This window comes from Billgrantia lactosivorans, assembly GCF_003254665.1.
Lineage (GTDB): Bacteria > Pseudomonadota > Gammaproteobacteria > Pseudomonadales > Halomonadaceae > Halomonas > Halomonas lactosivorans.
On record NZ_QHGY01000007.1, the window covers coordinates 62,014 to 75,822 of the forward strand.

The 13,809-nt window shown below is 57.1% G+C and carries 13 protein-coding genes and 1 pseudogene; 10 read left to right on the plus strand and 4 right to left on the minus strand.

Features of this window, described 5'->3' with window-relative positions:
- Window positions 1-13: 13 nt before the first annotated feature.
- Window positions 14-1,081 (minus strand): L,D-transpeptidase family protein, encoded by a 1,068-nt coding sequence (locus DIS04_RS14695; protein WP_111414604.1) that lies wholly within the window; start codon window positions 1,079-1,081, stop codon window positions 14-16.
- Between the two features lie 150 nt (window positions 1,082-1,231).
- On the opposite strand from DIS04_RS14695, the gene dsbD reads away from it, so the two are divergent.
- From dsbD to DIS04_RS14745, 10 genes are all read left to right on the plus strand, one after another.
- Window positions 1,232-3,094, plus strand: a complete 1,863-nt coding sequence (gene dsbD / locus DIS04_RS14700) for a protein-disulfide reductase DsbD (protein ID WP_111414541.1) — start codon at window positions 1,232-1,234, stop codon at window positions 3,092-3,094.
- On the plus strand, window positions 3,091-3,912 hold the full coding sequence (locus DIS04_RS14705) for a TlpA disulfide reductase family protein (RefSeq protein ID WP_111414542.1): 822 nt from the start codon (window positions 3,091-3,093) through the stop codon (window positions 3,910-3,912). The genes dsbD and DIS04_RS14705 overlap by 4 nt, the downstream gene beginning before the upstream one ends.
- Window positions 3,913-3,936: 24 nt before the next feature.
- On the plus strand, window positions 3,937-4,695 hold the full coding sequence (gene dsbG / locus DIS04_RS14710) for a thiol:disulfide interchange protein DsbG (RefSeq protein ID WP_111414543.1): 759 nt from the start codon (window positions 3,937-3,939) through the stop codon (window positions 4,693-4,695).
- Window positions 4,696-4,864: 169 nt separating this feature from the next.
- Window positions 4,865-5,776, plus strand: a complete 912-nt coding sequence (locus DIS04_RS14715) for an MBL fold metallo-hydrolase (RefSeq protein ID WP_111414544.1) — start codon at window positions 4,865-4,867, stop codon at window positions 5,774-5,776.
- Between the two features lie 19 nt (window positions 5,777-5,795).
- Window positions 5,796-6,242 carry a protein tyrosine phosphatase family protein gene (locus DIS04_RS14720; protein ID WP_111414545.1) on the plus strand — a complete coding sequence of 149 codons (447 nt, stop codon included), beginning with the start codon at window positions 5,796-5,798 and terminating at the stop codon, window positions 6,240-6,242.
- Between the two features lie 7 nt (window positions 6,243-6,249).
- Window positions 6,250-8,022 carry a SulP family inorganic anion transporter gene (locus tag DIS04_RS14725; protein ID WP_111414546.1) on the plus strand — a complete coding sequence of 591 codons (1,773 nt, stop codon included), beginning with the start codon at window positions 6,250-6,252 and terminating at the stop codon, window positions 8,020-8,022.
- A 29-nt stretch (window positions 8,023-8,051) separates the two neighbouring features.
- Entirely contained in the window at window positions 8,052-8,513 is a 462-nt protein-coding gene (locus DIS04_RS14730; RefSeq protein WP_111414547.1) for a YeeE/YedE family protein, read from the plus strand.
- Window positions 8,510-8,911, plus strand: a complete 402-nt coding sequence (locus DIS04_RS14735) for a DUF6691 family protein (RefSeq protein WP_111414548.1) — start codon at window positions 8,510-8,512, stop codon at window positions 8,909-8,911. Before DIS04_RS14730 ends, DIS04_RS14735 begins: the two co-directional genes overlap by 4 nt.
- Window positions 8,912-8,944: 33 nt before the next feature.
- The gene (locus DIS04_RS14740) at window positions 8,945-9,625 is read left to right on the plus strand and encodes a response regulator transcription factor (RefSeq protein WP_111414549.1); all 681 of its coding nucleotides are present in this window, start codon (window positions 8,945-8,947) and stop codon (window positions 9,623-9,625) included.
- 16 nt (window positions 9,626-9,641) lie between these two features.
- Window positions 9,642-10,985: an ATP-binding protein gene (locus DIS04_RS14745; RefSeq protein ID WP_111414550.1), complete on the plus strand. Its 1,344-nt coding sequence runs from the start codon at window positions 9,642-9,644 to the stop codon at window positions 10,983-10,985.
- Between the two features lie 480 nt (window positions 10,986-11,465).
- Here the strand turns inward: DIS04_RS14745 and tnpC are convergent.
- The 3 genes and pseudogenes from tnpC to tnpA form a co-directional block, all read right to left on the minus strand.
- Window positions 11,466-12,995 (minus strand): annotated as a pseudogene (gene tnpC, locus DIS04_RS14750) (IS66 family transposase).
- 90 nt (window positions 12,996-13,085) lie between these two features.
- Window positions 13,086-13,421, minus strand: coding sequence for an IS66 family insertion sequence element accessory protein TnpB (gene tnpB / locus DIS04_RS14755; protein WP_162623087.1), 336 nt, complete (start codon window positions 13,419-13,421; stop codon window positions 13,086-13,088).
- Complete coding sequence (tnpA, locus tag DIS04_RS20965; RefSeq protein WP_162623094.1) at window positions 13,418-13,786, minus strand: IS66-like element accessory protein TnpA; 369 nt, start codon at window positions 13,784-13,786, stop codon at window positions 13,418-13,420. Before tnpA ends, tnpB begins: the two co-directional genes overlap by 4 nt.
- Window positions 13,787-13,809 lie beyond the last annotated feature (23 nt).

A 13,809-nucleotide genomic window follows, 5' to 3' on the forward strand; every position in this document is an offset into this window, starting at 1 on the left:
TGCACACCTAATTTTATTCCTGCCTAGGTAAGCTTTGATAGATGCCTGCCCAGCGTTTCTCTATTTCCTCATATAGGTTGGGTTTGTATTCGATTCTTCTTTCGATTGGATATAATAGATTTATGTTTCTGTCGCTTGCCGTTAATAGGTCTAGGAGCTGAATATAGTCTACGGACGCTTCCTTTTCCTTTGTTACTTCCGCTAGTCGAGTTAGTGAGCTGAGCAATGCGTCTATACCTTTTCTGTCATAAGACAAAGTTGAAAATGACTGCACGTATAACCGATCATTCTCCCAAGCGACTTTGAAATTTTCATCTATTACATTGACTTGCGTTCCATTGGGGATTTTTTCAAAAAGTGCTTCGATATCCTCCGCATGCATGCGGATACAGCCACGACTTGCGCGCATGCCGATACCATCTGGACGATTGGTACCATGTATGAGATATCCCGGTAAATCGAGCAATATCGCATGGCTTCCGAGCGGGTTATCGGGGCCAGGGGGAACCACAGAAGGCGGAGGATCACCTCGTTGAGCAGCTTCTTCTCGCATTGAGCGTGGCGGATACCAGGCTGGGTTTTCAAGTCGCATAGTCGTCTGGGTAATTCCTAGCGGAGTATTGAAACCATCTCGTCCGATGCCGATCGGGTAGGTCTCGACCCAGCGCGTAGCTTCATTTTGGGTTGGCGGATAGTAGTAAAGCCGAAGTTCGGCGAGATTAATGACGATGCCTTCCTGCGGAGCATTGGGTAGGATATGCCTCGCGGGAATAATGATTTCTGCTCCTTCGCCAGGTGTCCAAAGGCTAGTGTCTGGATTTGCTGCGCGTATTTCTTCGTACCCCACACCGTGCTCTCGGGCTATGTCTAACAAAGTTATATCTTCTGTAAGAGTAACCGAATATTCCTCGCCAATGATTTGGGTCTCTTTCGCTATCTGATATTTATTGGAAGATGGCTCGCTATCATTTGCAAAAGAAACGTTGACTATCGCTAACGTTGTCAGTGTAGGGCACAATACTGCAATAGATTTTGAAAAATTATAAACACGGCGTGTGTTACGAGAGAGTAAGGACCTCATGAAGATTCCTAGAGAATAGAAAGACGCTGAGTATTCCATACGGTCCTTCCTATAGGCAAGAAAAATCGGCATGCAGGATAATTTTTTACCGATAATGTTGCGTTAATCCTAGGCTGTCATAATGGCAAAAAATGCTACAGGAGTTCACCGATGAGTAGCGAAATTCGCACAAAACTAGAGCGGCTCTGTTATTTTTTTCTGGTTCTTACGTTGTCTGCATTATTACCAATGGCAAGCGCATCCGAAGAGGGCTTTCTTCATGTGGATGACGCGTTTCAGCTAAGTATCGCTCAAGAGGGAGAGCAGATATTATTGCGCTGGGATATTGCCGATTCTTATTACCTGTATCGACACCGACTCAGCATCGAAGGAAAGCCCTCCTCAATTGTGGTGTCCGAGTTGCCGGCGGGAGAAAGCATTAATGACGAGTTCTTTGGCGATTCACAAGTTTATTACGAAAGCGTGGAAGTTCGCGTCGATCCTCAAGAGGCTGAAGAACTAGAACTGAGTTGGCAAGGGTGCGCCAAGGCGGGTCTATGCTACCCGCCACAACAACGCGTTGTAGCGGTAGGCGACTTGATGCAAAACGGCAGCTTGCCTTCGTCTTCTTTACCCAGCCGCGCGAGCACTACTGATAGAGATGAAACAGCCGAACCTGACGCGACATCCGCTATGGCCGAGGATCAACGTCTCGCTGCTTCCTTGGCAGCCGGTAATACTCTATGGATCCTGACAGCTTTCTTTGGCATGGGGCTACTGCTGACGTTCACGCCTTGCGTGCTGCCTATGGTGCCTATCCTGTCTAGTCTTATCGTCGGTGGGGGGCATCATGCCGGGCGTGGGTTGCTTTTATCTTTGGCTTTCGTACTCCCCATGGCGTTGACTTATTCCCTTCTCGGCGTGGCCGCTGCCTTAGCGGGTGCCAACCTACAGATACTTTTCCAGCATCCCGTTTTCATCAGCGTATTCGCTGTACTCTTCGTCCTCTTGGCAATGGCCATGTTTGGTTTTTTTGAAATGCAGCTTCCTGCCGTTGTGCGTCACCGGCTGGATCGATTGCAGCAGCGGCAGCAAGGGGGGCGAATGATGGGGGCGGCCATCATGGGTACGTTGTCCGCTTTGCTCGTTGGCCCATGCATGACCGCACCGCTTGCCGGGGCGCTATTGTATATCGCTGAAAACGGAAATGCGCTGCAGGGCGGGACCGCGCTGCTTTCGCTAGGGCTTGGGATGGGGACGCCCTTATTACTGGTTGGGCTGGTAGGTCCACGCCTGTTGCCCAAACCTGGCCTATGGATGGTACGAGTGAAAGCGCTGTTCGGATTCGTCCTGCTGGGTATGGCGATATGGTTCGCCGAACGGATCCTGCCAGCTTGGGTTGTCGTTGGGCTATGGGGTGCTCTGGCTATCATCATTGCCATGTCGCTTTGGCAAGTAGCTGCTACGACACAGCCAGCGGCAACATCGCTGGCGGCACGCAGCTCGGCATTAATCATCGGTATATGGGGAGCCGCATGGGTACTCGGCGCAGCGGGAGGTAGTGAAAGCCTCCGACAGCCTCTGGGCTTTCTACAGCAATCCCGGTTGGGCGATTCTACCTCCGAGACATCATTATCATTCGAAGAGATCGATACCCTCGAACGGCTTCAGGCTGCTATTCACCAAGCCAGCGCCGAAAATAGATGGACCATGGTGGATTTTACTGCTGATTGGTGCGTTTCCTGCGATGTGATTGAAGAAGAAGTGTTTCAGGACCCCAACGTTCAGCAGGTCTTGGCTGGAGTCACTCGTCTACAACCCGACGTTACGGAGAATTCGGCGAAAGATCGAGAAATCATGCAAGCCTTTGGCATTTTGGGCCCACCAACGATCATGTTTTTCGGTCCCGACGGGCAAGAGCGCCGTGCTAACCGAGTTATAGGTGAACTAAGCGCTGAAGACTTTCTTGAAAACTTGAAAAGCGCAGGGCTGACTCCCTCTATTAAAAGTGCTGCTGAAGGACGAGATGCATGAATTCAATCAATCAAAGTCTTGCTATTGGTCCAGTGGGCATGAGCTTAAACCTATTATTGCTTTTTCTTGCTGTCGCAATTGCCCTCCTAGTGGGCGGAATTATGGGACGGCGTCATCGAACTGCGATCGGTGATCAGTTGATTAACGTGCTGTTGATCGCCTTAATCGTTGCGCGAATTGTGTTCGTAGTGCGTTACTTCGAGCATTACAGTAGTCCTCTCGGCATGTTGGATATTCGCGATGGCGGGTTCGATATCCTGGGTGGACTTATTGCCGGCCTTGGCTATGTGGCGTGGCGGCTCTGGCGTTCTCCTAACCTCCGTACACCTTTACTTGGTGCTTTAACGGCAGGGGGTATTACTTGGATGCTAACGGTGGGCAGCCTTATGCTCCTCGAGGAAAAAGCTCGCCCGTTACCAAAAACGCCATTATGGACCATCGAGGGCAACCCTACTGTACTTGACGAGTTCGCCAAGCGCGAAGGCACGCCCATGGTGATTAATCTCTGGGCCACCTGGTGCCCCCCTTGTCGTCGCGAAATGCCAGTTTTGGAGGCTGCGCAGCAGGAAGAAGACGATATTGCCTTCGTTTTCGTCAATCAGGGTGAGGACAAGCAGCTTATTGAACAATTCCTGATTGCGGAATCGCTGGAGCTGGAGAACGTCATGCTCGATCCCAGCACCGCCCTCGGTGAAGAAACTGGTTCCATGGCCATGCCGACGACCTTTTTCTACGACGCCCAGGGGCAACTCGTCGATACCCATCTTGGCGAATTGTCATCAGCCACACTCAAGCGCGGACTGGAAAAGCTGCGCTGAGAAACATTACTTTAGGAGTATTGCATGTCGCTACGACTTAGTTCTTCTGTTCTAGCATTGGCGTTCGTTGGGGCTATCCCCATAGCGGTGGCAGAAGAATGGCCTGACCCCATCCAGGCCATCGCCAACCAGGGCTTGACTATACATGGTGACTTTGAAGCGCCCAGTGGCCTCACCGGGTATGCCGCAAGCTATCAGGGACAGGAGATTGCCGTATACCTGACCGAAGATGGCAAGCATGCCATCGTTGGGAATCTTGTCGATGCGGAAGGCAACAATCTGTCCCGAGAACCGCTGAGCGCAATGGTCCGTGGCCCTCAGGATGCGGAAATCTGGTCCGACCTCGAGGAGAGCCATTGGGTACTCGACGGGGATCCAGATGCGCCACGCGTCGTCTATACGATCACCGATCCCAACTGCCCCTACTGTAAACAGCTGTGGCAAGAAACTCGCCCCTGGGTAGAGGCGGGCGAAGTCCAGTTGCGACACATTCTGGTGGGCATCTTGCTCGAGGACAGTCCACAAAAAGCCTTGGCTATCCTTGAGTCCAATGATCCGGCCAGGGCGCTGCATGAGCACAACCAGGGCGACACTCCACCAGCAAAAGAACGCTTTTCCCCTGAGACAGAGCAGACCCTGTACGAAAACCACCAGTTAATGCAAGGGCTGGGGCTGCAAGCTACGCCCAGCACCTTCTACCAAGTCGAGGCAGGGATAGAAGTCATACAAGGCTTGCCGAATGATGAGCGCCTGCAAGAAATCATGGGCGGCCCCGCTCCCTGACAGGACAACAGCGTTTCCAGCTTCCCGCAGATTGCCGTAGCTATGTGGGAAGCTTGCAAAAAGGACTGTAAGCCTTCGCTACGACTTACGTCGTTTGGTAACACGGTCTTTTTGTTTATTCGGAAATGGTCTAACCTTTTATCATATTGATCTAACGGAGCGAGGCGTTATGCACATCCATGCGGAATCGCCAGGGACGCCCAAGGTCGCTGGCTTCTTTGACCCACGCACGTTCAGCGTTCAGTACGTGGTGAGCGACCCTGCCACCAGACGCTGTGCCATCATCGATCCGGTACTCGACTTCGATGAGAAATCGGGTGCTACCGCCACCTTCCATGCCGATGAGCTCTTGGCTTATGTCGATCGGCATGGGCTTGAAGTTGAGTGGATCCTCGACACGCACCCCCACGCCGATCATTTCTCAGCGGCCCGGTACCTGAAGGAAAAAACCGGGGCGCCTACTGCGATTGGCGTCTATGTCAAGGGTGTCCAGGCCTTATGGAAAGACCTATACAACTGGCCGGACTTTCCGGATGACGGACGCCAGTGGGACCACCTGTTTACCGAGGGCGACACCTTCCGTGTGGGCGAGGTAGAAGGCCGGATCATGTTCTCGCCCGGCCATACCAAGGCGTCGATCACCTATGTCATCGGCGATGCGGCTTTCGTACATGACACGCTGTTTCAGCCGGATGGCGGCACGGCCCGTGCCGATTTCCCCGGGGGCAATGCCCACAAGCTATGGGATTCCATCCAGGCCATCTTGGCACTGCCGGACAACACTCGGCTGTTTACCGGTCATGACTACATGCCCGGCGATCGCGAGCCGGAGTGGGAAAGCACGGTGCGTACCCAGCGTGAAGCCAACATTCATCTCCAAGGCTGTCCGACCGCAGATAGCTTTATTGCCATGCGCAACGAGCGTGATGCCAAGCTGCCCATGCCGAAACTGATTCTGCACGCCTTGCAGGTCAATATTCGGGGCGGTGCCCTGCCAGAGCCAGAGGAGAACGGGCGTCGCTACCTGAAGATTCCCCTCGATGCTTTACCGGGGGCCGCCTGGGGTGAGGCGCGCTCCTGAAGTGACAAGGAGGTAACCCATGGACATCAAGCCGCTCGATAATCGTCTTTACGTGACGGCACAACCTCGATTCGACGAACTCGAACAGCTCGCCGAGCAAGGCTTTCGTACGATCGTCTCCAACCGTCCTCGCGGCGAGAGCGATGACCAGCCGGACTTTGACGCCATGAAAACTAAAGCAGAGTCATTGGGCATGGCCTGGCACGAGATCCCCGTCAAGCCCGGTGAGTACGCACAGGCGGATATCGATGCCTTTGCCGATGTGTTGCATACTTCAAAGGCACCCGTGCTCGGCTTCTGCCGTACCGGCAAGCGCGTCTCTCATTTGTGGGCGTTATCGCTTGCCCCGCGGCGTCCAGTTTCCGAGCTTATCGCATCGGCCAATGCGGCTGGCTATGATCTGGAGCCCTTGCGCGGCAGACTTGAACAACAAGCCAAACAGGCAAAGGGCGATTCTGCGTCGTGAGCGTGCCATGGCTCGCCTGAAACGTTATCTGCCCATACTCCAATGGTTGCCCGGCTATGGGCGCGATACGCTGGCCAACGATTTGTTAGCAGCGGTGATTGTGACCGTCATGCTGATCCCACAGTCGCTGGCATACGCCATGCTGGCGGGTCTCCCCCCCGAGGTGGGGCTGTATGCCAGCATCGCTCCGCTGTTCGCTTATGCACTCTTCGGGACCAGCCGCACCCTAGCCGTAGGGCCGGTGGCTGTGGTTTCACTGATGACAGCGGCGGCTATCGGTCGTGTCGCCCCGCAGGGGTCGCCGGAATACTTGGGAGCTGCGCTGGTACTGGCGCTGATGTCTGGCCTTATTCTTACCCTTATGGGTGTGGCGCGGCTGGGCTTTCTGGCTAACTTTCTCAGCCATCCGGTCATTTCCGGATTCATTACTGCATCTGGGTTGATCATTGCTGCCAGCCAACTGAAACATTTGCTGGGTATCGAGGCGTCGGGCCACAATCTGATCGAAGTATCGGGCGGCCTGGTCGAAAGCTTACGACTGACCCACTGGCCTACGCTGCTCATCGGTATTGGTGCCCTGGCATTTCTCTATGCTTCGCGTCGCTGGATGGAGCCGGGGTTACGCCGTCTGGGGCTGCCAGCGGGCAGTGCCGATATGGTGGTGCGCGCCGCGCCGATTCTCGCCGTGGCGGTCACCACACTAGCGTCTTGGGGCCTGGAGCTTGGCGAACGTGGCGTGGCGGTCGTGGGTGAGGTTCCGGCGGGCCTGCCACCGCTGAACCTGCCGAGTCTCGATATGACGCTGTGGCGCGAGCTGTTCGTGGCGGCACTGCTGATCAGTGTGGTTGGCTTCGTCGAATCGGTGTCGGTGGGCCAGACACTGGCCGCCAAGCGGCGCCAGCGCATCGACCCAGATCAGGAACTGGTGGGGCTCGGGGCGTCAAACATCTCGGCCTCGTTTACCGGTGGCATGCCGGTCACCGGCGGCTTCGCCCGCTCGGTGGTCAACTTCGACGCTGGTGCCGAAACCCCCGCCGCCGGGGCTTTTACCGCGGTAGGGATCGCCATCGCCGCTCTGCTTCTTACACCATTGATCGCTTATCTACCCATTGCCACCTTGGCGGCGACCATCATCGTGGCGGTACTGTCACTGGTCGATTTTTCCGCCATACGTCGTACCTGGGCCTATTCACGCTCTGATGCGACGGCCATGCTCATGACCATGATCGTCACCCTGGGACAAGGTGTGGAGAGCGGCATCCTGGCCGGTGTGGGGCTATCCCTGGCCCTGCATCTCTACAACACCAGCCGCCCTCATAGCGCGGTGGTGGGCCGGCTACCAGGTACCGAACACTTTCGCAACGTGAAGCGTCATCGAGTCGAGACGGATTCGCGTCTGGCCATCCTTAGGGTCGATGAAAGCCTCTACTTCGCCAACTCGCGCTACCTTGAGGATTTGGTCATGTCGTTGGCGTCACGCGAGCCGGGGCTTGCCCACATCGTGCTGGCGTGCCAGGCGGTCAACACGATCGATGCTTCGGCGCTCGAGAGTCTTGAGGCGATCAACACCCGCTTGCGGGATGCAGGGGTCAAGCTACACCTGGCCGAGGTCAAAGGACCGGTGATGGATCGCCTGAAGCATACTGACTTCTGCCGCGAGCTGACCGGGCGTGTGTTTCTCAGTACCTTCGATGCCTGGCGTTATTTGCGCGGCGAATCGCAACACCTTGGACAACCCTGCGGTGGGACGGAGTTGGCCAACGCAGGAAATCCGGACTGATTGAAGCTTAAAATGTAGGGAGGTTACGCGTGGACTGGACATCAAATTTGCAGGGTCTGTTTGGCGGCATACTCATCGGCATTTCTGCCACTTGGTTGATGGCTACCCTAGGGCGTGTAACAGGAATCAGTGGCATTGCCGGTACGTTAGTGACAGCGCGCCCCAAGGGCGACAGCGCCTGGCGGGCCGCGTTCTTGGCTGGCCTGGTTACCAGTCCTATCCTACTCGTTCTGGCTGGGGGCGACCTAGGAAACGTTGTGAATGAGCCAAACGAAATTATCGGCGATCCTGCCGGTGGTGTGCTGTCGATGTTAATTGCAGGTTTACTGGTCGGCGTCGGGACGGGGCTCGGCAGTGGTTGTACCAGTGGCCATGGTGTATGCGGCTTGGCACGCTTATCGCCGCGCTCAATGGCGGCTACCGGCACGTTCCTGCTTAGCGCTGTGGTGACGGTTTATGTCGCTCGCCACATCGTGGGAGGTGGGGCATGAAAGCTCTGATGGGCTATCTTGCAGGTCTCATGTTCGGCCTGGGACTCGCCATCTCGGGCATGACCGATCCGGCACGTGTCCTAGGTTTCCTGGATATCGCCGGCGAATGGGATCCTACGTTGATCTTCGTGCTGGGCGGGGCCGTTGTCACTACCTTCATCGGCTATCGGCTAGTGCTTCGTCGGAGCAGCCCCCTTTTCGGCGACGCGTTTCAGTTACCCACAAAGCGTGAACTCGATGGTCGTCTGCTCGGTGGCGCCACGCTATTCGGCATCGGCTGGGGGCTTTCGGGCTACTGTCCGGGACCTGCCATCGCCTCGATTGCAGGGCTGACAGCCCCTCTCGCCGCCATGCTCTTGGCAATGATTGGTGGCTGGTGGCTTGCCAGACGCGTCTAGCTGATTACCACCGCTCTCCGTACAGGATCAATCATGCACGTGCTACTTATCGAGGATGATACCCTCGTCGCGTCCGGCATTCAGGCAGGTCTCGAAGCTTATGACTTTGTGGTAGATGCCTTCGCCACGCTGGCTGAGGCTCGCATGGCCATGAAAGATGTCGCTAGCGACATCGCGATACTTGACCTCAGCTTGCCCGATGGCGACGGGTTAACTTTGCTCAAGACATGGCGAGCTGAAAAGCGCAATATCCCCGTACTCATTCTGACGGCTCGAGATGCCGTTCCGGATCGTGTGGCAGGGTTAACGGCTGGTGCGGACGATTATCTGACCAAGCCGTTTGATCTCGACGAACTCGTTGCGCGGTTGCACGCCCTGTTGCGCCGGTCGTCGGGACGCTCCAGTTCCTTGATTGAGCACGGTTCCTTAAGCCTGGATCCACTTTCGCGGTGCGTCACGGTCGCAGATGAAGTTATTCCTTTATCGCGTCGGGAATTGATGTTGCTAGAGACATTTCTTCAATCACCTCGCAGCGTGTTAACGGCTGACCAGATCAAGGATCGCCTGTACGGCATGAGCGATGAACTCGAGAGCAATGCGCTGAACGTTCATATCCATAACTTGCGCCGTAAATTAGGCAGTGGAGTCGTCGAAACGGTACGTGGGCTTGGGTATCGCCTGGGCAAGCCAGACGCCATTGATCCACCAAGGTGAGCTGAAGCGAAAAACGATGAGCTTACGCACTCGCCTACTTCTCACCCTTGGGCTGACGTTAACCCTGCTTTGGGGACTTGCAGCCACCTGGCTGTTGCGCGACCTACATACCCAAGTGGAGTTGACGCTGGATAAGCGTCTCGCCCAATCGGCACGCATGGTGGCCGGCCTGATGGAACAATTACCCCCAGAAGTGTGGGGTCGCATCGATCATGACGCGTTGACGATACCTCCAATTGAAGGCTTAGCGTGTCAGATTCACTCACCACGCGGTGAAGTCATTGCCCGCTCTCACGCCGAAATGGACGATATTCTCGCCCCTGGCGAGCAGGGTTACACCTACCGCAAGGAAGCCGGAACGACGTGGAGAGTATATACCTACGAACGAAACGGCATGATCATTACCACCGCTGACCGCATGGATGAGCGCGACATTCTTCTACGCGATGTCATTAAGGTAGCGGTAGTCCCGTTTCTCACAGCCTTAGTGGGCAGTATGGGAGCGCTATGGCTGGGCGTGCTGCGCGGCCTGAAACCACTTGGCCGTTTGCGTAATACGTTGGCCAGGCGTCATCCTGAGGCACTGACAACCGTAAGCTTGGAGGGAGCGCCTAGCGAACTACGGCCTTTGATCCTGACACTCAACAGTCTTTTGCTCAGAGTCCATAAGGCTATGGTGCGTGAGCAGCGTTTCACCAGTGACGCGGCCCATGAACTCCGCACGCCCTTAACGGCCATCAAGACGCATCTTCAAGTCGCCAGGCGGGTCGAAGGAGAAGCGGCTGAGCGCGCCTTGAGCTATGCCGAGGAAGGGGTGGCTCGCATGGTACGCATCTTGGAGCAGCTCCTGTTGTTGGCACGTGTCGAGGGGCGGACTGCGTTTGAGGACGGTGAAGCTTGCACCTTGGAGGATGTCATTTCGTTGGCGATACAGGATGCTGCAACGCATGCTGAGACGAATCGAATCGATTTCAGCCCCGTCTTTTCTTCCGCCGAACTGGAAATGCCTCGAGAGTTGGCGGTTGCTGCACTGCGTAACCTTATCGATAACGCCTTGCGCCACGGCGATTTAACCGAGCCAGTCAAAGTGACCGTAGAACTGCAGACACACCCATCCAGGTCATGGGCCACCCTAAAGGTGAGCAACTACGGCGCAGTGTTGAATGACGAGACGCTGGCAAACCTGACCGAGCGTTTTTGGCGCTCTAGCCGTGATGGTGGAAGTGGTCTGGGGCTAGCGATTGTCGCTGCCATTGCCGAGCGTTTTGAGGGAGCTCTGCATTTTAAAAGGCCCGTTCGGGGAGGTTTAGAGGCGAGCCTGATCTTGCCGGTGCGCCCACTTTCGGTAACCGTCCGGTAAATACACCTCAGCGTATCCGTCCGGTAAACACACGTTCCGCGGAAGGCCCTGGCCAGCCACATTAGGTGCCCATCTATTAATAAGTGGGCACCTATCATGACCACCCCAAGCACCGATCGTGAGATTCGCCGACGTCGACGCTAAGCTCCCGAGTTCAAGGCCAAGATCGTGGCAGCTTGCCTGCAGGACGATGTTTCGACTGCCCAGGTCGCACTGCAGCATGGACTCAACGCCAACCTTGTCCAGACCTGAATCCGCAAGGCCAAGCGCCAGAACCAGTTACCAGCCGTGCCTGGCGTCGTGCCCCTGCCGGTGCCGCCAGTAGCGAGCGACCTGCCAGCGGTAAACGGCTGGCGATTACCCCTTGCGTCTGATCACTCGCGAGAGAGTGGTGCCTGAGCGCTTACTTTTGAAAGGCTACCATAAGTCGATCCTAGTCCCTTAATTCGTAAGCGGCCGGCCATCACCCTTTGCGAGTGATCAGTCGACCGGATTCCAGTGCTGCGGCAGGAGTTCGTGGATCTGGCTGGCTTTATGCGTCGGCAGCCGAGCCAGCACATCTTTCAGATAGGCATGCGGTTCATGGCCGTTCAGCTTGGCGGACTGGATCAGGCTCATGATGTTGGCGGCGCGCTGGCCGCTGCGCAGTGAGCCGGCAAATAGCCAGTTGCTGCGCCCCAACGCCCAAGGGCGAATCAGGTTCTCGACCCGATTATTGTCAATGGGCAACCCGCCGTCGTCGAGGTAGCGCGTGAGTGCCGCCCAGCTTTTCAGGCTGTAGTCCAGCGCCTTGGCCGTCGCCGAGCCGTTGGGCACCTTTTCTCGGTGAGCCAACATCCATCGGTGTAGCACGTCGGCGATAGGCCTCGCCCGGGTGTCGCGTAGCCGTTGGCGTTCTTCACCGCTCAGCGGCTGGGCGTCGCGCTCCACCTGGTAGAGTTGGCCGATGAGCTCGATGGCCTGCTCGGCAATCTGGCTCTTGCCGGCCACGTGCAGGTCGACGAATTCGCGCCGGGCATGGGCCATGCAGCCGATCTCAGTGACGCCATTGGCGAAGCTCTGCTTGTAGCCGCCGTAATCATCACAGATCAGCTTGCCTTGCCAGTCGCCGAGGAAGTCGCGGGCATGCTGGCCGCCGCGTCCGGGCGCGAAGTCGTAGATCACCGTCTTCAGTTCGGCGTAGGGTGTGGTGGCATAGGCCCAAAGGTAGGCCGTGTGGGTCTTTTACTTGCCCGGATCCAGCATCGGCACTGGCGTTTCATCGGCATGCAGTATCGGTTCGGTGAGCAGGGTCTCGCGCAGGGCATCGATCAGCGGCTGCAATCGCACCCCGCAGATGCCGATCCATTCCGCCAGGGTGGAGCGCGGTATCTCCACGCCAGCGCGGGCAAAGATATGTGCCTGGCGGTAGAGCGGCTGATGGTCGGCATACTTGGCGATCATTACCTGAGCCAGTAATCCCGAGGCGGGGATGCCTTTGTCGATCACCTGGGCCGGCATCGGTGCCTGAGTCAGCGTCTCGCAGTGATCGCAGACCCACTTGCCGCGGATATGACGCTCGACGGTAAACACGCCCGGCGTGTAGTCGAGTTTTTCGCTGATCTCTTCTCCGATGCGGCGCCGCTGGCAGCCGCACGCGCAATGCTCGCTCTCGGGTTCGTGCCGGATCTCGACGCGCGGCAGATTGTCGGGCAAGGGCTGACGTTTGGGCTTTTGCTTGGTGACGGGCGGCGTCGCCGGGGTCGCGAGTGCTGCCAGCTCGGCCTCGATGGCAGCAATGCCGGCATCCACCACCTCGTCCAGCAGACTGATCTGCAAGACGTTGAGCTGTTCGCTGCGCTTGCCGAAGGCATGGCGCTTGAGCAGCGCCAGTTCGTAGGTCAGCTTCTGGTTGACCTGCTCGCTGTGACGCAGCGCCTGATCCTTTTCCTCGACCTGCGCCATCAGCATTGCCGCCAAGTGGCGGAGCTGATCGGGTGAGAGCTGAGACAGGTTGGACGACATATTCATCCGGCGATGATGCCAGTCCGCCGGCCGCAAGGGGATGTGCGGATCATCGAATGGCCAGGGCTCGCCTTGCCGAGGCATTCGCCGCGAGGCTTACAGCACCGAAATGGCCCCTGCCGGGCCGATGCGCTGCCAGGGCAGGCCCTGGACCAGTGCCGTCACTTGCTCAGATGACAGCTCCACCCGGTCGCCGTGCCAGTTGCCGGCCCAGTGGAACTTGCCTTGGTTGAGGCGGCGAGCACACAGCCAGACCCCCAGACCATCGTGGATCAGCACTTTCATGCGGTTGCCGCGCCGGTTGGCGAACAGGCAGGCGCAGTGCGGCCGGGCGGTGCCGAATACCTTCACCACCCGGGCCAGCGCCGTGTCGGGGCCGGCGCGCATGTCCAACGGCTCGGTGGCCAGCCAGATCTCGTCGATACGGATCACGACAGCCAATCCCGAAGCAGCGCCCGACAACCCTGCGCATTGGACACCGGCCACTCGATGGCCACTGTGCCTTTGGCACTTGGTAGTAACAGCCGAATATGCTCGGCTTCCCGATGCCGGGCCGTCGCCGACGTTACGGTGCTTGCCATCGGCACCGGGACAAATGCCGGGGTATCACTCACCGGCTCCGACCGCCGAGCCTCACGGATCCACTTATGGACCAGATTGGCGTTCAGGGCATGCTCCAACGCGATGCCAGCCACTGAGGCGCCGGGGTGCTGGCACGCTTCGACGATCCTGGCCTTGAACTCGGCTGTAAAGCGGCGGCGCTTTCGAGGTGCCTCCAGTACGCTTAACTCACTCAGGGTAGGTGCCCACTAAGCAATAG